This is a genomic window from Streptomyces aureoversilis (genome assembly GCF_042657885.1).
Taxonomy (GTDB): domain Bacteria; phylum Actinomycetota; class Actinomycetes; order Streptomycetales; family Streptomycetaceae; genus Streptomyces; species Streptomyces aureoversilis.
In genome coordinates this window covers 519598-539114 of the sequence record NZ_JBHSKJ010000002.1, presented here as the reverse complement: position 1 = coordinate 539114, position 19517 = coordinate 519598, and the positions used below count along the sequence as shown (strand labels likewise).

Below are 19517 nucleotides of genomic sequence, written 5' to 3'. Positions count from 1 at the left end.
CCCTTGGATGCCCCCCACAGGGATATGGCGCATACGATGCCCGGGGTGCGGCCGACCCACCCGCTCGGCCGAGAAACTCAACGGAAGTAGGGACCTCACCACCGTGTCTGCTCTGACTCTCAGCACTTCCAGTGCGGCGACGCTGCGCGCGGACGCCGTCGTCATCGGCGTGGCGAAGGGCCCGAAGGGCCCCGTCGTCGCGACCGGCGCCGAAGCCGTTGACAAGGCCTTCGACGGCAAGCTGGCCGCCGTCCTGGAGGCCCTCGGCGCCACCGGCGGCGAGGGGGAGACGACCAAGCTCCCCGCCCCGTCCGGGCTGAAGGCCCCGGTCGTGCTGGCGGTCGGCCTGGGCGACGCCCCGGCGAAGGACGAGGGCTTCGCCCACGAGGCCCTGCGCCGCGCCGCGGGCTCCGCGGCCCGTGCGCTGGCCGGTTCCAAGAAGGCCGCGTTCGCGCTGCCCGTCGAGGACGCCGACGCTGCCGGCGCGGTCGCGGAGGGCGCCCTGCTCGGCGCGTACTCCTACCGCCCGGCCGGCAACGCCGCCGCCGCGAAGAAGGACGGCAAGGACAGCAAGGGCGCCCCGCTCGCCGAGATCGCCCTGCTGGGCGGCAAGCCGCGCGACAAGGCGTTCAAGGCCGCGGCCGAGCGCGCCGCGACCGTGGCCGAAGAGGTCAACCGCGCCCGCGACCTCGTCAACATGCCGCCGAACGAGCTCGACCCGAAGGCCTTCGCCGCCGCGGCCCAGACCGCCGGCAAGGAGTTCGGCCTCAAGGTCGAGGTGCTGGACGAGAAGGCCCTGCTCAAGGGCGGCTTCGGCGGCATCATGGGCGTCGGGCGCGGCTCGGACGCCCCGCCGCGCCTGGTGCGGATCGGCTACACCCACCCGAAGGCGGAGAAGACCCTGGCCCTCGTCGGCAAGGGCATCACCTACGACTCGGGCGGCATCTCCCTGAAGCCGGCCGGCCACAACGAGACCATGAAGTGCGACATGGCCGGCGCGGCCGCCGTGTTCGCCGCGGTCGTGTCCGCCGCCCGCCTGGGCCTGAAGGTCAACGTGACGGGCTGGCTGGCCCTCGCGGAGAACATGCCCTCCGGCTCCGCCACCCGCCCGGGTGACGTCCTGAAGATGTACGGCGGCAAGACCGTCGAGGTCCTCAACACGGACGCCGAGGGCCGCCTGGTCCTGGGCGACGCCTTGGCCCGCGCCTCGGAGGAGAACCCGGACGCGATCGTGGACGTCGCCACCCTGACGGGTGCCATGGTCCTCGCGCTGGGCAACCGCACGTTCGGCGTCATGGGCAACGACGACGCGTTCCGCACCTCGCTCTACGAGATCGCCGAGGAGGTCGGCGAGCAGGCGTGGCCGATGCCGCTCCCGGCCGAGCTGCGCAAGGCCATGGACTCCCCGGTCGCCGACTTCGCCAACATGGGCGAGCGGATGGGCAGCGGCCTGCTCGCGGGCATCTTCCTGAAGGAGTTCGTGGGCGAGGGCATCGCCTGGGCCCACCTGGACATCGCGGGCCCGGCGTACCACGAGAGCGCCCCGTACGGCTACACCCCGAAGGGCGGCACCGGCTCCGCGGTCCGCACGCTGGTCCGCCTGGCGGAGCGCACCGCCGCCGGCGACCTCGGCTAGGCGTCACCCACGGTCCGCACGGCCGTACGGGTCGCACGGTCCCGCGGCTTTTGCCCGGGGCCGTGCGGATCCGTTCGCTTGTAACGAAATACCTCGGCCGTACGCACGAGTAACCCCCGAAGGTGACGCAACCGTCGCCTCCGGGACCGGCCCGGCGTCCCGCCGTCCGTCAACAAATGCGAAGATGTTGTCTCGGCAGGACAGGGCCCCCCTAATCACAGGGCCGAAGAAACGCGGCCGAACGACAGCCGCCGCCCGGTCATCGGTGACCGGCTCCGGCGTACCCATGCATGGAGGACGTGACGTGGCGAACGACGCCAGCACCGTTTTCGACCTAGTGATCCTCGGAGGCGGTAGCGGCGGTTACGCCGCTGCCCTGCGCGGAGCGCAGCTGGGTCTGGACGTCGCCCTGATCGAGAAGAACAAGCTTGGCGGGACCTGCCTGCACAACGGCTGCATCCCCACCAAGGCGCTGCTGCACGCCGGTGAGGTCGCGGACCAGGCTCGCGAGAGCGAGCAGTTCGGTGTCAAGGCCACCTTCGAGGGCATCGACATCGCGGGCGTCCACAAGTACAAGGACGACGTGATCGCCGGCCTGTACAAGGGCCTGCAGGGCCTGGTCGCCTCCCGCAAGGTGACCTACATCGAGGGCGAGGGCCGCCTGTCGTCCCCGACCTCCATCGACGTGAACGGCCAGCGCGTCCAGGGCCGCCACGTCCTCCTCGCGACCGGCTCCGTGCCGAAGTCGCTGCCGGGCCTGGAGATCGACGGCAACCGCATCATCTCCTCGGACCACGCGCTCACCCTGGACCGCGTGCCGAAGTCCGCGATCATCCTGGGCGGCGGCGTCATCGGCGTCGAGTTCGCCTCCGCGTGGAAGTCCTTCGGCACCGACGTCACCGTCGTCGAGGGCCTGAAGCACCTCGTCCCGGTCGAGGACGAGAACAGCTCCAAGCTGCTGGAGCGCGCGTTCCGCAAGCGCGGCATCAAGTTCAACCTCGGCACCTTCTTCCAGAAGGCGGAGTACACCGCCGACGGCGTCAAGGTCACCCTTGCGGACGGCAAGGAGTTCGAGGCCGAGGTGCTGCTGGTCGCCATCGGCCGCGGCCCGGTCTCCCAGGGCCTGGGCTACGAGGAGCAGGGCGTCGCGATGGACCGCGGCTACGTCCTGGTCGACGAGTACATGCGCACCAACGTGCCGACCATCTCGGCCGTCGGTGACCTCGTCCCGACCCTCCAGCTCGCGCACGTCGGCTTCGCAGAGGGCATCCTGGTTGCGGAGCGGCTGGCCGGTCTCAACCCCGTGCCGGTCGACTACGACGGCGTGCCGCGCGTCACGTACTGCCACCCCGAGGTCGCTTCCGTCGGCATCACCGAGGCGAAGGCCAAGGAGCTGTACGGCGCCGACAAGGTCGTCGCTCTGAAGTACAACCTCGCGGGCAACGGCAAGAGCAAGATCCTGAAGACCGCGGGCGAGATCAAGCTCGTCCAGGTCAAGGATGGTGCCGTCGTCGGTGTCCACATGGTCGGCGACCGCATGGGTGAGCAGGTCGGCGAAGCCCAGCTGATCTACAACTGGGAGGCGCTGCCGGCCGAGGTCGCGCAGCTCATCCACGCGCACCCGACGCAGAACGAGGCTCTGGGCGAGGCTCACCTGGCCCTGGCCGGCAAGCCGCTGCACTCGCACGACTAAGTCCCGAGCGCACCACCATCCGCACTACTCGTAAGGAGCAACCGCAACCATGGCGGTTTCCGTAACCCTGCCGGCGCTCGGCGAGAGCGTGTCCGAGGGCACCGTCACCCGTTGGCTCAAGGCCGAGGGTGAGCGCGTGGAGGCCGACGAGCCGCTGCTCGAGGTCTCCACCGACAAGGTCGACACCGAGATCCCGGCCCCCGCGTCCGGCATCCTCGCCTCCATCAAGGTGGGCGAGGACGAGACGGTCGAGGTCGGCGCCGAGCTCGCGATCATCGACGACGGCAGCGGCGCCCCCGCCGCCGCCGAGGCTCCGGCCCCGGCCGCCGAGGCCCCCGCCGCCCCGGCTCCGGCCGAGGCCGCCCCCGTGGCCGAGGCGCCCGCCGCCCCGGCCGCCGCCGAGGCTCCGGCCGGCGCCGCCCAGGGCACCGACGTGGTCCTGCCCGCGCTGGGCGAGTCCGTCACCGAGGGCACCGTCACCCGCTGGCTGAAGCAGGTCGGCGAGACGGTCGAGGCCGACGAGCCGCTGCTCGAGGTCTCCACCGACAAGGTCGACACCGAGATCCCGGCCCCGGTCTCCGGCGTGCTGCTGGAGATCGCCGTCGGTGAGGACGAGGTCGCCGAGGTCGGCGCCAAGCTGGCCGTGATCGGTGCCGCGGGTGCGGCTCCGGCCGCCGCTGCTCCGGCCGCCCCGGCTGCCCCCGCCGCCGCCCCGGCTGCTCCGGCCGCCCCGGCTCCGGCTGCTGCTCCGGCCGCCCCGGCGACCCCGGCTCCGGCCGCGGCCCCCGCCGCTCCGGCTGCTCCGGCCGCCCCGGCCCCGGCTCCCGCGCCGGTCGCTCCGGCCGCCCCCGCGGCGCCGGCCCCGGCCGCCGCTGCCGCCGTCACCGACGGTGCCTACGTCACGCCGCTGGTGCGCAAGCTCGCCGCCGAGAACGCCGTGGACCTCACCCGGGTCCAGGGCACCGGCGTCGGCGGCCGCATCCGCAAGCAGGACGTCATCGCCGCCGCGGAGGCCGCCAAGGCCGCCCCGGCCCCGGCCGCCGCCCCGGCCGCCGCCGCGCCGAAGGCTCCGGCCCTGCAGGCCTCGCCGCTGCGCGGTCAGACGGTCAAGATGCCGCGCATGCGCAAGGTCATCGCCGACAACATGATGAAGGCGCTGCACGGCCAGGCCCAGCTGAGCTCCGTGATCGAGGTGGACATCACCAAGATCATGCGGATGCGCGCCAAGGCCAAGGACTCCTTCGCCCAGCGCGAGGGCGTCAAGCTGTCGCCGATGCCGTTCTTCGTCAAGGCCGCCGTCCAGGCGCTGAAGGCCTACCCGGTCATCAACGCCCGGATCAACGAGGACGAGGGCACCATCACCTACTTCGACTCCGAGAACGTCGGCATCGCCGTCGACTCGGAGAAGGGCCTGATGACCCCGGTCATCAAGGGTGCGGGTGACCTCAACATCGCGGGCATCGCCAAGAAGACGGCGGAGCTGGCCGGCAAGGTCCGCACCGGCAAGATCAGCCCGGACGAGATGTCGGGCGCGACCTTCACGATCAGCAACACCGGCTCGCGCGGTGCGCTGTTCGACACGGTCATCGTGCCGCCGAACCAGGTCGCGATCCTGGGCATCGGTGCGACCGTCAAGCGCCCGGTGGTCATCAACCACCCGGAGCTGGGCGAGACCATCGCCGTCCGCGACATGACCTACGTGACGCTCTCCTACGACCACCGTCTGGTGGACGGCGCCGACGCCGCCCGCTACCTGACGGCGATCAAGGAGCTCCTGGAGGCCGCCGAGTTCGAGGCCGAGATCGGTCTGTAGTCCTCGCGGCACGGCAGGATGTCATCAGGGGCGCGGCCCCGGCTCGTTTCGTACGAGCCGGGGCCGCGCCCTTGTGCACCGCCGGGATAATTGACATCACCGCCGCACCCGCACCGCCGCACCACCCCGCACCACCCCGCTGAGGAGCCTCTCCCATGGCCACACCCGTCGTGCACTCGCTGCGTGAGCAGATCCGCGAGCACATCCTCGAAGGGATCGTCGGCGGGCGCTGGCAGCCGGGCGAGCGGATCGTCGAGCGCCGGATCGCCGCCGAGCTGGCGGTGAGCCAGACGCCGGTGCGCGAGGCGCTGCGCGAGCTGGAGTCGCTGCGGCTGATCGAGTCCTCGCCCAACAAGGGCGTCCGGGTGCGCGAGCTGACCGCCACGGACCTCAAGGAGAGCTATCCGGTCCGGGCCGGCCTGGAGCAGGTGGCCGCGGAGCTGGCCGCGCCCGCGCTGGCCGAGGACGTCTCGGCGCTGGAGCCGGAGGTGGCCGCGCTCTACGAGGCGGACCGGCTGGGCGACGGCGAGGCGCAGGTGCGGCACACGGTCGCCTTCCACCGGGAGATCGTGAAGGCCGCGGGCAACGCCGTCCTGCTGCACACCTGGGAGTCGCTGGGCATCGAGGTGTGGACGACGCTGTCGATCCGCTGGCTCAGCCCGGAGCCGCGCGCCCACGCGGAGGACCACGCCGGGATCGTGGCCGCGTTCCGGCGGCGCGACCCGGCGATCGGGGAGCTGCTGAAGACGCACGTGCTGAGCTGCGCGCCGCGGATCTGAGCCCCCCTGCCGTCCCCGTCGGGTGGTCTCTGTTGGGTCTCAAGGATTGATCGATCATCGATCAGGGGCGTACAGTCTCGTTCGAGCCGTCCCGCGCGCCCTGTCCTGTGTCGCGGAACGGCTCAGAAGTGACGACAGGAGCCCGTGCGTCTTCCTGCCCTGGCTGCGCACCGGCTCCTGTCGCCACTCCCCTTACCCTTTGAGCCATGCGCGCCGCACGGCTGATCAAATTGGTGCTGCTGCTCCAGTCCCGCCCTTCGATGACGGGCACCGAGCTGGCCCGGCAGCTGGAAGTCTCCGAGCGCACCGTCGCCCGGGACGTCCTCGCGCTGTCCGAAGCGGGCGTTCCCGTCTACGCCGACCGCGGCCGCACGGGCGGCTACCGCCTCGTCGGCGGCTACCGCACACGCCTGACCGGCCTCGGCCGCACCGAGGCGGAGGCGCTGTTCCTCTCCGGGGTCCCCTCCGCGCTGCGCGAGATGGGCCTGGCCGACGCGGCCTCGGCCGCCCGCCTCAAGGTCTCCGCCGCCCTCCTGCCCGAGCTCCGCGACGCCTCCGCGTCCGCGGCCCAGCGCTTCCACCTCGACGCGCCCGGCTGGTGGCGCGAGGGCGACCCGCCGCCCCTGCTGCCCGCCGTGGCGGACGCCGTCTGGGACGACCGCCCCGTCACCGCCCGCTACCGGCGGCGGGACACCGAGGTCGAGCGCGAGCTGGAGCCGTACGGACTGATCCTCAAAGGGGGCATCTGGTACGTCGCGGCCCGCGCCGACGGGCAGTTCCGCGTCTACCGGGTGGACCGCTTCACGGCCGTGGCCACCGGGCCGGACCGCTTCGTACGGGACGGGACGTTCGACCTGCCGGCCTTCTGGGAGGAGCGCGCGGCGGAGTTCGCCCGCTCGATCCTGAGCGACCGCGTCGGCCTGCGCCTCACCCCGGACGGCGCCCGGCGCCTGCCGCACGTGACGGACAGCGCGGCCGCCGCCGAGGCCCTGGCGGCCGCCCCGGCCCCCGACGGCCTCGGGCGCGTCACGGTCGGCCTGGCCGTGGAGTCCCTGGAGGTGGCCTACGAGCAGTTGCTCGGCCTGGGCCCGGAGGCGGAGGTCCTGGACCCGCCGGAGCTGCGCGAGCGCTTCGCGGAGGCGGCAAGAAGGGTGGCCGAGCTCTACGGCTGAGGCGGCGACCACTCAGCCCGTCCGGCGTTCGAGGACACCGCGCGTTCAGTGCGGCGGGGGCAGGGGCCCGCCCCGGACCCCGCTCCACCGTCAGCGGTAGTCCGCCTCCCGGGGCTCCTCCCCCGCCTCCAAGGCAGTGATGTACCCCCACGCATCCGGCTGCGTCCCGTCGGTGTCGGTGAACCCGTAGACGCGGGCCAGCTGCCCGCTGGACAGCGACTGCCCGTTCCACCGCGCCACCTCGGGGTCGCCGGCCAGCGCGGCCACGGCGCGCCCGACGTAGGCCGGGCTCTCCGAGATGCAGAAGTGCGGGTCCTCCCGCAGGGCGTCGCGCCAGGTCTCCTCGGTCACCTTCTTGTACGTGTCCAGCATCGCCTCCGACCGCAGGTACCCCGGCGTGAGGCAGACCGCGGTGCACCCGAGGTCCCGGAGCTCCTCGGCGAGCCCCATCGCCATGCGGATCGGCGCGTACTTGGCGAGGTCGAAGGCGAGGTGACCGCGGTAGTTCGCGTTGTACCCGGCCGTCCCGTCGGTCACCTCGACCACCAGCCCGCCGGGCCGCCGCGTCAGCAGCGGCAGCGCGAAGCGGCTGGTGATCAGGTGGGAGTCGATGCCGAGCCGCAGGATGCGCAGGTCCGCGTCCAGGTCGTGCTCCCACATCTTCCTGCTGAAGGCGTCGGGGAAGCCGACGAGGTGGTCGCCTCCCCACAGGCCGTTGACGAGCACGTCGAGCCGCCCGTGGTCGCGGTCGACGCGCTGCACGAGCGCCTCGACCTGTGCCGGCTCCAGATGGTCGGTGGGAACGGCGATCCCCGTCCCCCCGGCCTCGGTCACCAGTTCGGCCGTGCCCTCGACGGTCTCGGACCGCCCGACCTCGCTGCGGTGCCCGCGCGTGGTCCGGCCGGTCACGTAGACGACCGCACCGGCCCTGCCGAGCTCGACGGCCATCGCGCGGCTCGCGCCGCGGGTGGCCCCGGCCACGAGCGCGACCTTGCCCGCGAGCGGCCGGCCGTCCTGCGTCTGCGTCTGCGTCTGCGTCTGCGTCTGTGCCTGTGCCTGCGTACCCATGTCCTCGGGTCTCCTCTCCTCGGTACGGTCGTGACCCTGTCACCGAAACAAGACACCCTCTGTCCTGTTTCACGCGTCACACCGCGCCCGGTGGCACGCCCCGGTAACGAGACGGCCGCATCCGCCCCGCTCCGCGTGCGGGGGCCGGTGCTTGGCCCGATGCTGGTGGCGTGGACGAGACGGAGTTCTGGGAACTGATCGACACCACGCGCGAGGCCGCCGAGGGCGACGCCGAGGACCAGGCGGACCTGCTGGTCGAGCGGCTGATGCAGCTCGACCCCGAGCGCGTGGTGGACTTCGCCCGGCACTTCGAGTCCCGCTACAACCGCGCCTACCTGTGGGACCTGTGGGGCGCGGCGGCGGTCATGCTGAACGGCGCGAGCGACGACGTCTTCGACTACTTCCGGTGCTGGCTGATCGGCCAGGGCCGGGAGGTGTTCGAAGGGGCGATGCACGACCCGGACCGGCTCGCCGAGCTCCTGGAGGACTTCGACGAGGAGGTCGACGGGGACGGCGAGGACCTGGGGTACGCGGCCGACGAGGCGTACGAGCAGCTCACCGGGGCCGAGACCCCGGACCTGGGGCTGCCCGACCAGCCGGCGGAGCCGCTCGGCACGCCCATCGACCCGGAGGACGAGGCGGCGCTCGCCGAGCGGTTCCCCGCGCTGTGGGAGCGCTTCAGGGAGTAGGGGCGTGACTCAAGGGAGCAGGAGCGTGACTCAGGGAACGAGGGAGCGCCGGCTCAGGGGGTGAGGGAGCGCCCCATCAGCACGTCGTCCACGTAGGCGCCCTCCAGCAGGAACTCCCCCGGCAGCACGCCCTCCTCGACGAAGCCCTCCGAGGCGTACAGGCTCCGGGCGGGCGCGTTGTGCCCGAGCACCCGCAGCGTGAGCCGGACCGCTCCCTGCCGCAGCGCCTCCTCCGCCGCCGCGCGCAGCAGTGCCCGGGCGACGCCCTGCCCGCGGAAGTCGTCGTCCACCGCGAGCCCCTGGATCTGGCGCACGTGGGCGTTGCAGGCGAGCGGCGTGGGCACCACGAGCCGTATGTAGCCCGCGAGCCGGTCGCCGGCCTCGGCCACCAGGATGTGCTCCGGCCGGTTCCGCTCGGTGAAGAACGGTTCGTACGGCGGCTCGGGCCGCGGCTGCACCGCGTGCAGGGGGGACCACGTGCGCCGGTCCAGCTCGGCGAGGGCTGCGCCGTCGGCCTCGGCGGCCGTACGGATGATCGGATTCACCATGGGGCCACTGTGCCAGGCGCGCCCCACGATCCCTCTGCCATTTTTTCGGGACCCGCGGGCAGGATGAGGCGTATGCGGATCGCGATCACCGGTTCCACCGGGCTCATCGGCACGGCGCTCGTGCGCTCCCTGCGGGCGGACGGGCACGAGGTGGTACGCCTCGTGCGGCGCGAAGCCCGCGCGCGGGGCGAGGTCTCCTGGGACCCCCTGCGGCAGACCGTCGACACCTCCGGCCTCGCCGGCTGTACGGGCGTGGTGCACCTGGCGGGCGCGGGCGTCGGCGACCACCGCTGGACGGACTCCTACAAGAAGGAGATCCGGGACAGCCGCGTCCTCGGCACCGCCGCGATCGCCGAGGCCCTCGCCTCCCTCGACACCCCGCCGCGCGTGCTCGTCAGCGGCAGCGCGATCGGGATCTACGGCGACACCGGCGACCGGCTCGCCGACGAGGGCACCCCGCCCGGGCACGGCTTCCTCGCCGGCGTCTGCCAGGAGTGGGAGGACGCGGCCGGGGCCGCGGCCGAGGCGGGCGTACGGACCGTCTTCGCGCGCACCGGGCTGGTCGTGGCCCGCGAGGGCGGCGCGTGGGCGAAGCTCTTCCCCCTCTTCCGGGCGGGCCTCGGGGGCCGTCTCGGCAACGGGCGGCAGTACTGGAGCTTCATCGCCCTGCAGGACCACGTCGCCGCGCTCCGCCACCTCCTGGAGGCCGACGACGTGGCCGGGCCCGTCAACCTCACCGCCCCCCATCCGGTCACCAACCGTCAGGTGACCGAGGTGATGGGGCGCGTGCTGCACCGCCCGGCGCTGTTCCCCGCGCCCGCCCCGCTGCTCCGGCTGGCCCTCGGCGAAATGGCCACGGACGTGCTGGGCAGTCAGCGGGTCGTGCCCCGGCGGCTGCTGGACTCCGGGTTCTCCTTCACCTACCCGGACATCGAGAGCGCCGTACGAGCGGCGCTGGCGGACACACGCTGACCCCGGACCGCGCACGCGGCCGGTGGCCGTGCTACCCGCCGTGCGACCGTGCCCTGTCCGTGCGCGACTGTTATTGACCGAATTTCTCTCTACGGTCAAGTCAAATCGCGCATCGCCACTGCCCGTTGAGGGCATCAGGGCACCGAGCGAGCGGACCGAACCCGGGAGGGCACGTGCTCAGCAGCGCACGCGACACCGCTATCGACGCCGACGTCGTCATCGTGGGAGCCGGCCTCGCCGGGCTCTCGGCGGCGCACCGGCTCACGGCCGCAGGGGTTACGGTCGCCGTCCTGGAGGCCGCCCCCCACGTCGGCGGGCGGATGGCCACCGACCGTGCCGACGGCTTCCGGCTGGACCGCACGGCCCAGTTGCTCAACACCTCCTTCCCGGAGCTCCTCCGCACCCCCGGCCTCGACGCGCTCGTCCTGAAGCCGTTCACGCCGGGGGTCCTCGTCCATGCCGACGGGCGCAACCAGCGCACGGCCGAACCCCGCACGGCCAAGCGCGCGTTCACCACGGCACGGGCCCTCGCGACGGCGGCGCGCGCGCCCCGGGCCGGCGGCCTCGACCAGGCCCGGCTGGGCACCGCGCTGGGCCGCCTCGCCGCCCTGCCCGCCCACCGCGTCCTCGCCCGGCCCGACCGGCCCACCGCCGAGACGCTCGCCGGCCGCGGCCTGCCCGCCCGCACCGTCGAGACGTTCCTGCGGCCCCTGCTGGCGTCCCTGCTGTGCGATCCGGACCTGAGCACGTCCAGCCGCTGCGCCGACCTCGTCCTGCGGGGCTACGCGCGTGGCCGCCTCTGTCTGCCGGCCGGCGGGGCCGACACCGTACCGGCGCTGCTGGCGGACCTGCTGCCGCCCGGCACGGTGCGCACCGGCGTCCACGCCAAGGCCGCCTGCACCACCTCCGTGACCACCGCCGAGCACGGCGTCCTGCGGTGCCGCTCGGTCGTCGTGGCCACCGGCGCCCGCGCCGCCGCCGGACTCATCCCCGGCCTGCGGCTGCCCGGCTTCCACCCGGTGACCGTGCTCCACCACACCGCGGACGAGCCGCCGCTGCGCGAGGCCTCGCTCATCATCGCCGCGGGCCGCCGCGGGCCTGTCGCCCACACCATGGTGACCAGCGAGGTGGACCCCTCGCGGGCGCCCGCCGGGCGGCCCCTGATCACCTCGACGGTGCTGGGCGCGGCCGCGGGCCTGCCCCTCGCCGAGCTCGACCGCGCCGCGCGCGCCCAGCTTGCCCGCGTCTACGGCGCCCCGGCCGCCGGCTGGCAGCTCCTCGCGGCCCACCACGACCCGGAAGCGGTTCCGGCCATGCCGGCCCCCCACGACGTGCGCCGGCCGGTGCGGCTGCTGTCGGGCCTGTACGTCTGCGGCGACCACCGCGACACCAGCACGGTCCAGGGAGCCCTGTTCTCGGGCCGAAGGGCCGCCCTGGCAGTCCTACGGGACCTGGGCATCCGGGCCCCGCAGGACACGGAGGAGCTGCAGGCGGCGTAGCCGGGCCGAGCCTGTCCGGCACCGCCGGTCACCTCCGGTGGGGGCTGAGCACCGTGGCGGCGGGATCTTCTTGCCTGCGGCAAAAGACTGCCCGCCGAAGGCAAGGGCCCCCGGAGCCCAAGAGGCCCGGCCTCTTGAACCCGCCGCAACGGCGCCCAGCCCCCACCGGGGATCCCGGCGGTGCCGAGCGCCCCCCGGCCGGCGCGCCGTAACAGCCCCGCCGCAGGCGAACCGGCGGTGGCGGGCCCGCCCCGGCGAGGGGACCCCGCACGGGCTACAGCGCCGCCACCTTCTCCCGGTACGCCCGGACCGCCGCCGCGTCCCGGTACGGCTCCAGCCTCCGTTCGAAGTCGCGGATGTACTCCAGCGCCCGCACCGACCGCATCTCGGCCGCCGCCTGCGCCGCCTCCGCGCCCAGCTGGCACGCCTGCTCCAGCTCGCCCAGGCCCAGCCGCGCCGTGGCCAGCACCACGCGGCAGAAGAGCCTGCTGCGGGCGTACGCCTGGCTGCGCAGCTGCAGGGAGCGCTCCGCGTGCTGCGCGGCGGCCCGGTACTGCTGGAGGTCGCGGTGGCAGTGCCCGAACTCGTCCGCCAGCTGGGCCTCGTCGAAGAACCGGGCCCAGTACGGCACGTCGTCCCCCGGCCGGGAGGACTCCAGCGCCCGCTCCGCCCGCGCCAGCGACGCCGAGCAGGCCCGTACCTCGCCGAGGACGCCGTGCCCGCGCGCCTCCACCGCGTGCAGCAGCGACTGCACGACGGACGGGGCGCTGGACCCGATGCCCTGCTGGGCGACCCTGGCCAGCTGCACCGCCTCCCGGCCGTGGCCGAGGTAGACGGCCTGCCGGCTCATGGTGACGAGCACGTAGCTGCCGTAGGCGCGGTCCCCCGCGGCCTGGGCGAGCCGCAGCGCCTGGACGAAGTACCGCTGCGCCAGGCCGTGCGCGGCGATGTCGTACGACGTCCATCCGGCGAGCCGGGTGAGGTCGGCGACGGCGGCGAAGAGCCGCCGCCCCGTCGCCTCCCCGTACGTGCCGCGCAGCATCGGCTCGGCCTCGTGCTCCAGGTAGCGCACGAGGGCCTGGCGGGCGTGCCCGCCGCCGTAGGCGTGGTCGAGCGTGCGGAAGAGCTCGCCGACCGAGCGCAGCGCGGCGATGTCGCCCATCGAGACCCGGCCGCCGGGGCCGCGCTCGACGTGCCGCTGGCGGGGCGGGTGGCCGCGCCCCTGGGCGGGCACGCGGCCTCCTTCGGAGGCGGGGGCGCCGCGGGCCACGCGCTCGTCGGCCCGGCCGATCAGCCAGTCCCGGCTGGGCACCACCAGCCCGGCCGGGGTGAAGGCGATCTTCCGGAGCTCGGTGTGGCTGCCGGAGTCCTTGCGCCAGAGGCCGCTGACGATGTCAATGGCCTCCTCCGGCGACGCAGCGAATTCGAGCCCCGCGTACACCGGGGCGCAGGCGTCCAGGCCCAGGTCCTGCGCGGACAGCCGCCGCCCGAGCCGCCGGGTGAACACCTCGGCGATCAGCGCCGGGGTGGTGCCCCGGGGCTGCTGGCCGCGCAGCCAGCGGGTGACGGACGTCTTGTCGTAACGCAGGTCGAGGCCGTGCTCAAGCCCTAACTGATCGACTCGCCGAGCCAGCCCTGCGTTGGAGAAGCCCGCCTCCGCGATCAACGCGGCGAGCTGACGGTTGGGGATGCGCTGCGGGGGTCGTTCCGTCATCAGCCTGCCGGTCTCCCTGATCTCGTTCTGGAACGGCGCGAACTTAGCGGTCCTCAACGCCCTGATCGCTACCTTCGCCCCGCATTCATCCGATCGTGTGAGGACAGATCAAATACACCCGGAGGGCGGTCCGGACCCCACTCGCCCTCCGCCCGCGGTGCGCCGCCCGCCTGCGGCGATGCCCGCGGGCCGCCGTACAGTGGCAAGGGCGCGTCGAGAGCGTGGGAATTCACGCGAGATGCACCCATACGCGCCATACGCGCCACCTGCGCGCCCTCACCGGGGGCGTACGGGGGCACGGCACAGTCGGAGCAGAGTCGAAGAGGAGCTGAGGAGCCGCCGTGAATGAGCTGCGCTTCGTCCACCTGGGCTTCGGGGCGGACGCCGTCGAGTATCAGGAGGCTTGGCAGGAGCAGCGCCGGGTCCACGCCGCCCGGTTCGCGGACGAGGTCCCGGACACCTGCCTGCTGCTGGAGCACCCGGCGGTCTACACCGCGGGACGGCGCACGGAGGACAGCGAGCGCCCCCTGGACGGCACGCCCGTCGTCGACGTCGACCGCGGCGGGAAGATCACCTGGCACGGCCCGGGCCAGCTCGTCGGCTATCCCATCCTCAAGCTGCCGCGCCCGGTGGACGTGATCGCCCACGTCCGCCGGCTGGAGGAGGCGCTCATCCGCGCCTGCGCCGAGCTGGGCCTGGAGACCACCCGCGTCGAGGGCCGCAGCGGCGTCTGGGTGCTGGGCGACCCCGTCGAGGAGCGCCCCGCGATCGGCGGCCTGTCCCTGGACTTCGACCCCCGGCTGACCGACGAGGAGTTCGACCCCCGGCTGAACGGCCCGGAGTACGCCCCCTCGAACGCCGGCCAGCGCCGCGAGGACCGCAAGCTGGCCGCGATCGGCATCCGGATCGCCAAGGGCGTCACGATGCACGGCTTCGCGCTGAACTGTGATCCTGACAACACCTGGTTCGACCGGATCGTGCCCTGCGGCATCCGGGACGCCGGCGTGACCTCGCTGTCGAACGAGCTGGGCCGGCGGGTGTCCGTGGCCGAGGTCCTGCCCGTGGTGGAGAAGCACCTGCGGGAGATCCTGGAGACGGCGCAGCCGCTGCCGCGGGTCGTGGAGACCGCGGCGGGCTAGCCCGTCCGGCGCCGACCGGCCGAGGCCGGTGGGGCCGGTGGGAGGGAATGTGGCCCGGGTTCCATGAGTTGCCTTGGGCATACGAGTAAGAGCGTAGGAAATATCGGGCGTACCCTGGTGTCCGCCGAAGAATCGAAGCCATAGGGAGCCGGACGTGTCGGCAGTCGCACCCGACGGACGCAAGATGCTGCGCTTGGAGGTCCGCAACGCCCAGACCCCCATCGAGCGCAAGCCCGAGTGGATCAAGACCCGGGCGAAGATGGGCCCCGAGTACACCTCGCTGCAGGGCCTGGTGAAGCGCGAGGGTCTGCACACCGTCTGCCAGGAGGCGGGCTGCCCCAACATCTACGAGTGCTGGGAGGACCGCGAGGCGACGTTCCTCATCGGCGGCGACCAGTGCACCCGGCGCTGCGACTTCTGCCAGATCGACACCGGCAAGCCCCAGGCCCTGGACCGTGACGAGCCGCGCCGCGTCGGCGAGTCGGTCGTCGCGATGGACCTGAACTACGCCACGATCACCGGCGTCGCCCGCGACGACCTGGCGGACGGCGGCGCCTGGCTCTACGCCGAGACCGTGCGCCAGATCCACCTGCAGACCGCGGAGCGCGAGAGCGGCCGGACGAAGGTCGAGCTGCTCGCGCCTGACTTCAACGCGGTCCCCGAGCTGCTGGAGGAGGTCTTCGCCGCGCGCCCCGAGGTCTTCGCGCACAACGTCGAGACCGTCCCCCGGATCTTCCGCCGCATCCGCCCCGGCTTCCGCTACGAGCGCTCGCTGGAGGTCATCACCAAGGCCCGCGAGGCCGGCCTGGTGACCAAGTCCAACCTGATCCTGGGCATGGGCGAGGAGCGGGCCGAGGTCACCGAGGCGCTGCGCGACCTGCACGAGGCGGGTTGCGAACTCATCACGATCACCCAGTACCTGCGGCCGTCGCCGCGGCACCACCCGGTGGAGCGCTGGGTGAAGCCGCAGGAGTTCGTCGAGCTGCAGCAGGAGGCCGAGGAGATCGGCTACGCCGGCGTCATGTCCGGCCCCCTGGTCCGTTCGTCGTACCGGGCCGGCCGCCTCTACCAGCAGGCGATGGAGCGGCGCGCGGCGGCGCCCTCCGCCCAGGCGGTCTGACCGGCTCCGACCTGCACGGACGCCTCCCCGGCACGGCATTGGACGCGGCCCGCATCACCCCCCGCAGAGCGGTGGGGACGATGCGGGCCGCGTCAACGTTTCATAGGTGTTTGACCAAGAGGTCATGCGTTGGTAACACCGTTCGGTGACGATAGGGGCACGCACAGCAGTTCCCATGCACGGCGTTTCCCAGCACACTTCTCCGTCGGTACGCACCGCCAGCCCCCCGCTGCCCAATGATTCACTTCCGCTCCCGAGGGGACCACGACATGCAGGCCGCGCCCGCCCAGGCAGCGATGGCGACAGCCACCCGCGCCGCTTCCACCCTCCCCGCGACGCTCTCCGTCCGGCCTCCGTCCGTCACCGGGGCCCTGCGGGCCCTGGAAGGGCTGCTGATGCGCGGCGGCCAGCGCACCGCCCGGCGCAACGCCTGGACCGCGGTGCTGGAGGACCGCCGCCGCGCCAAGGACAGGCGCGAGGCGCAGCACGTGCTGGAGGCCGTGGCGGCCCCCGGTCCGCAGGCGACGTAAACTTCGCCTTATGGCGAGGAAGGCAACACCTGAGAAGCAGGGGCGACTGCAGCAGATCGCCCTGTCGTACAAGCTGACGCGAGAGGCTGACCCGAAGGTCGGTCTCGTCGTCGCTGCCGTGGGCATCGTGACCCTCGGTGTCCTGCTCGCCGTGGGCTTCGCGATCGGCCACCCGGTCTACCTGGGCCTTCTGGGCGTCCTGCTGGCGTTCCTCGCGATGGCGATCGTCTTCGGCCAGCGCGCCCAGCGCGCCTACAACCAGAAGCTCGAGGGCGTGCGGGGGGCCGCCGCGTCCATCCTGGAACAGCAGATGGGCCGGCAGTGGACGACCACGACCGCCGTCGCGTTCAACCGTGACGAGGACATGGTCCACCGGGCCGTCGGCAAGGCCGGCATCGTCCTCATCGGCGAGGGCAACCCCGGCCGGGTCAAGGGCCTGCTGGCGGCCGAGAAGCGCAAGATGGCGCGCATCGTGACGGACGTCCCCGTGCACGACTTCATCATCGGCAACGGCGAGGGCCAGCTGCCCCTGAAGAAGCTGCGCACGACGCTGGCCAAGCTGCCGCGCGTGGTGCCCGGCGCCAAGGTCACGGCGACCACCGACCGCCTGCGGGCCATGGGCGACCCCATGAAGAACATGCCGATCCCGAAGGGCCCGCTGCCCAAGGGCGCGCGGGCGCCGAAGGGCCGCTGAGGCGCGGAGGCAGGAAATCGAAGCGGGCGGGGCGGATCCTTTCGGATCCGCCCCGCCCGCTTTTGTGATGCGTGTGCGTGCGGTCAGATCCGCACCTGTACGGCGCGGGAGAGGCGGTCGTGCAGGCCGCGGGTGTCGCGGTCCCAGATGACGGCCGGGATGACCACGGCGAGGAGTACGCTGCGGAACAGGACGCGGGGCAGCGAGAGGCGTCCGCCGCCCTCGCTGATGACGCGCAGCCCGAGGAGGCGCTTGCCGGGGGTGCAGCCGATCGTACCGACAGTGACGACACTGAGTACGAAGAAGATCAGCAGGGCCCAGTTGCCCGCCTGCTGGGGCTTGCCGTCCGCGAGGAGGGCGTAGGCGATGAGCATGCACAGCGCCCAGTCGATGAAAACGGCGCCGAAGCGCCGTCCGAGCGGGGCGATGGAGCCGGGCCCGTCCGCCGGGAGCCCGAGGCGCTCGCCCCGGTGCCCGAAGTCGACGCCCATCTCCTCGGCGGCCGCGCGCGGGCCGGAGAGCCATGAGCCGATTGCTTGCCTGTTGTCCACCCGTCCACGGTACTGCGCCCGCATTCGTTCCCTTCGGCCCGGGGTCGCACGTCCGTGCCCCGCGCCGCGTCCGCGACCGTATGCCGCCTCCGCTTCCGTGGTCACCTCTGCGATCGCTTCCGTGATCACTTACGTGATCGTTTCCGTATCCGCCGTATCCGTTTCCGTATCCGTATCCGTATCCGCCCCACGACCGTGTTTCAGAGCACGTACCGGCCGCATCCCGGTTAACCTCGGCGAAACAAATGGGTCATGCCCGGGAAATCCCGTCTCTCTAGGGTCGGCCCCAGCGCGCACCACTGCATGGGAACTGCACCTGCGGAGCCTGCACGAATCCGCACAGGGACCGCGCCACCGAAACAACCCCGGCCGTTCACGGGCGGGCTAGGAGGAGTTGGATGTTCCAGAACGGCGACGACGCCAAGAAGTTCATCGCGGACGAGGACGTCAAGTTCGTCGACGTCCGGTTCTGCGACCTGCCCGGCGTGATGCAGCACTTCACGATCCCGGCTGCGGCGTTCGACCCGGCCGAGGAGCTGGCCTTCGACGGCTCCTCGATCCGTGGTTTCCAGGCCATCCACGAGTCCGACATGGCGCTGCGCGCGGACCTGTCGACGGCTCGCGTCGACCCCTTCCGCCGGGACAAGACGCTCAACATCAACTTCTTTATCCACGACCCGATCACCGGCGAGCAGTACAGCCGTGACCCGCGCAACATCGCGAAGAAGGCCGAGGCCTACCTCGCCTCCACGGGCATCGCGGACACCGCGTACTTCGGCCCGGAGGCGGAGTTCTACGTCTTCGACAGCGTGCGCTTCAACACCGCCGCGAACGAGTCCTTCTACCACATCGACTCCGAGGCCGGCGCCTGGAACACCGGTGCGGTCGAGGACAACCGCGGTTACAAGGTCCGCTACAAGGGCGGTTACTTCCCGGCCCCGCCGGTCGACCACTTCGCCGACCTGCGCGCCGAGATCTCCCTGGAGCTGGACAAGGCCGGCCTGCAGGTCGAGCGCCAGCACCACGAGGTCGGCACGGCCGGCCAGGCGGAGATCAACTACAAGTTCAACACCCTGCTCGCCGCCGCCGACGACCTGATGCTCTTCAAGTACATCGTGAAGAACGTCGCCTGGCGCAACGGCAAGACCGCGACCTTCATGCCCAAGCCGATCTTCGGTGACAACGGCTCCGGCATGCACGTCCACCAGTCCCTGTGGAGCAACGGCGACCCGCTCTTCTACGACGAGCAGGGCTACGCGGGCCTCTCGGACACCGCCCGCTACTACATCGGCGGCATCCTCAAGCACGCCCCGTCGCTGCTGGCCTTCACCAACCCGACGGTGAACTCCTACCACCGCCTGGTCCCCGGCTTCGAGGCCCCGGTCAACCTGGTCTACTCCCAGCGCAACCGCTCCGCCGCCATGCGCATCCCGATCACGGGCTCCAACCCGAAGGCCAAGCGCGTCGAGTTCCGCGCCCCGGACCCGTCCTCGAACCCGTACCTCGCGTTCTCGGCCCTCCTCCTGGCCGGCCTCGACGGCGTCAAGAACAAGATCGAGCCCGCCGAGCCGATCGACAAGGACCTCTACGAGCTCGCCCCCGACGAGCACGCGAACGTCCCCCAGGTCCCGACCTCCCTCCCGGCCGTCCTCGACGCCCTGGAGCAGGACAACGAGTACCTCCAGGCCGGCGGCGTCTTCACCTCCGACCTGATCGAGACCTGGATCGACTACAAGCGCACCAACGAAATCGCCCCGATCCAGCTCCGCCCGCACCCGCACGAGTTCGAGATGTACTTCGACATCTAAGAACCCCGCAGGTCCCGCGATTTCCCGCCGGCCGTGCCCTCCCCTCGGGGAAGGCACGGCCGGCGGTCTTTCCGGGGTGTGCGGCCGCGCCG

Annotated in this window: 17 protein-coding genes; 13 read left to right on the top strand and 4 right to left on the bottom strand. The window is 72.5% G+C overall.

Features of this window, described 5'->3' with window-relative positions; genetic code table 11:
- Positions 1-103: 103 nt before the first annotated feature.
- The 5 genes from ACFPP6_RS05270 (at position 104) to ACFPP6_RS05250 (ending at position 7093) form a co-directional block, all read left to right on the top strand.
- Positions 104-1636, top strand: a complete 1533-nt coding sequence (locus tag ACFPP6_RS05270; RefSeq protein ID WP_382037654.1) for a leucyl aminopeptidase — start codon at positions 104-106, stop codon at positions 1634-1636.
- A 304-nt stretch (positions 1637-1940) separates the two neighbouring features.
- The gene (gene lpdA / locus ACFPP6_RS05265) at positions 1941-3329 is read left to right on the top strand and encodes a dihydrolipoyl dehydrogenase (RefSeq protein ID WP_382037652.1); all 1389 of its coding nucleotides are present in this window, start codon (positions 1941-1943) and stop codon (positions 3327-3329) included.
- 49 nt (positions 3330-3378) lie between these two features.
- Positions 3379-5142 carry a 2-oxoglutarate dehydrogenase, E2 component, dihydrolipoamide succinyltransferase gene (gene sucB / locus ACFPP6_RS05260; protein ID WP_382037650.1) on the top strand — a complete coding sequence of 588 codons (1764 nt, stop codon included), beginning with the start codon at positions 3379-3381 and terminating at the stop codon, positions 5140-5142.
- A gap of 155 nt (positions 5143-5297) precedes the next feature.
- On the top strand, positions 5298-5921 hold the full coding sequence (locus tag ACFPP6_RS05255; RefSeq protein ID WP_382037648.1) for a GntR family transcriptional regulator: 624 nt from the start codon (positions 5298-5300) through the stop codon (positions 5919-5921).
- Positions 5922-6127: 206 nt separating this feature from the next.
- Entirely contained in the window at positions 6128-7093 is a 966-nt protein-coding gene (locus ACFPP6_RS05250) for a helix-turn-helix transcriptional regulator (protein WP_382037647.1), read from the top strand.
- Positions 7094-7183: 90 nt separating this feature from the next.
- On the opposite strand, the gene ACFPP6_RS05245 is transcribed toward ACFPP6_RS05250, so the two are convergent.
- Positions 7184-8161: an SDR family oxidoreductase gene (locus ACFPP6_RS05245; RefSeq protein WP_382037645.1), complete on the bottom strand. Its 978-nt coding sequence runs from the start codon at positions 8159-8161 to the stop codon at positions 7184-7186.
- Between the two features lie 170 nt (positions 8162-8331).
- On the opposite strand from ACFPP6_RS05245, the gene ACFPP6_RS05240 reads away from it, so the two are divergent.
- Positions 8332-8850 carry a DUF4240 domain-containing protein gene (locus ACFPP6_RS05240; RefSeq protein ID WP_382037643.1) on the top strand — a complete coding sequence of 173 codons (519 nt, stop codon included), beginning with the start codon at positions 8332-8334 and terminating at the stop codon, positions 8848-8850.
- 53 nt (positions 8851-8903) lie between these two features.
- On the opposite strand, the gene ACFPP6_RS05235 is transcribed toward ACFPP6_RS05240, so the two are convergent.
- Complete coding sequence (locus ACFPP6_RS05235) at positions 8904-9398, bottom strand: GNAT family N-acetyltransferase (protein WP_382037641.1); 495 nt, start codon at positions 9396-9398, stop codon at positions 8904-8906.
- Between the two features lie 63 nt (positions 9399-9461).
- Here ACFPP6_RS05235 and ACFPP6_RS05230 point away from each other — a divergent pair, with 63 nt between their 5' ends.
- Positions 9462-10370, top strand: coding sequence for a TIGR01777 family oxidoreductase (locus ACFPP6_RS05230; RefSeq protein ID WP_382037639.1), 909 nt, complete (start codon positions 9462-9464; stop codon positions 10368-10370).
- Positions 10371-10543: 173 nt separating this feature from the next.
- A complete protein-coding gene (locus tag ACFPP6_RS05225) occupies positions 10544-11869 on the top strand; it encodes an NAD(P)/FAD-dependent oxidoreductase (protein WP_382037637.1) in 1326 nt (441 codons plus the stop codon).
- A 274-nt stretch (positions 11870-12143) separates the two neighbouring features.
- Here ACFPP6_RS05225 and ACFPP6_RS05220 read toward each other — a convergent pair whose 3' ends face one another.
- Complete coding sequence (locus tag ACFPP6_RS05220) at positions 12144-13583, bottom strand: regulator (RefSeq protein WP_382037636.1); 1440 nt, start codon at positions 13581-13583, stop codon at positions 12144-12146.
- Between the two features lie 341 nt (positions 13584-13924).
- Between ACFPP6_RS05220 and lipB the strand changes: the two genes are divergently transcribed.
- From lipB to ACFPP6_RS05200, 4 genes are all read left to right on the top strand, one after another.
- Positions 13925-14722 (top strand): lipoyl(octanoyl) transferase LipB, encoded by a 798-nt coding sequence (gene lipB / locus ACFPP6_RS05215; protein WP_382037635.1) that lies wholly within the window; start codon positions 13925-13927, stop codon positions 14720-14722.
- Between the two features lie 154 nt (positions 14723-14876).
- Positions 14877-15842 (top strand): lipoyl synthase, encoded by a 966-nt coding sequence (lipA, locus tag ACFPP6_RS05210; RefSeq protein ID WP_382037633.1) that lies wholly within the window; start codon positions 14877-14879, stop codon positions 15840-15842.
- Positions 15843-16111: 269 nt separating this feature from the next.
- Positions 16112-16372, top strand: coding sequence for an SCO2195 family GlnR-regulated protein (locus ACFPP6_RS05205; RefSeq protein ID WP_058044740.1), 261 nt, complete (start codon positions 16112-16114; stop codon positions 16370-16372).
- 10 nt (positions 16373-16382) lie between these two features.
- Entirely contained in the window at positions 16383-17066 is a 684-nt protein-coding gene (locus tag ACFPP6_RS05200) for a DUF4191 domain-containing protein (protein ID WP_382037631.1), read from the top strand.
- Between the two features lie 83 nt (positions 17067-17149).
- Here ACFPP6_RS05200 and ACFPP6_RS05195 read toward each other — a convergent pair whose 3' ends face one another.
- Positions 17150-17617, bottom strand: coding sequence for an RDD family protein (locus tag ACFPP6_RS05195; protein WP_382037629.1), 468 nt, complete (start codon positions 17615-17617; stop codon positions 17150-17152).
- 398 nt (positions 17618-18015) lie between these two features.
- Between ACFPP6_RS05195 and glnA the strand changes: the two genes are divergently transcribed.
- Entirely contained in the window at positions 18016-19425 is a 1410-nt protein-coding gene (glnA, locus tag ACFPP6_RS05190) for a type I glutamate--ammonia ligase (protein WP_382037627.1), read from the top strand.
- The last annotated feature ends 92 nt before the right edge of the window (positions 19426-19517 follow it).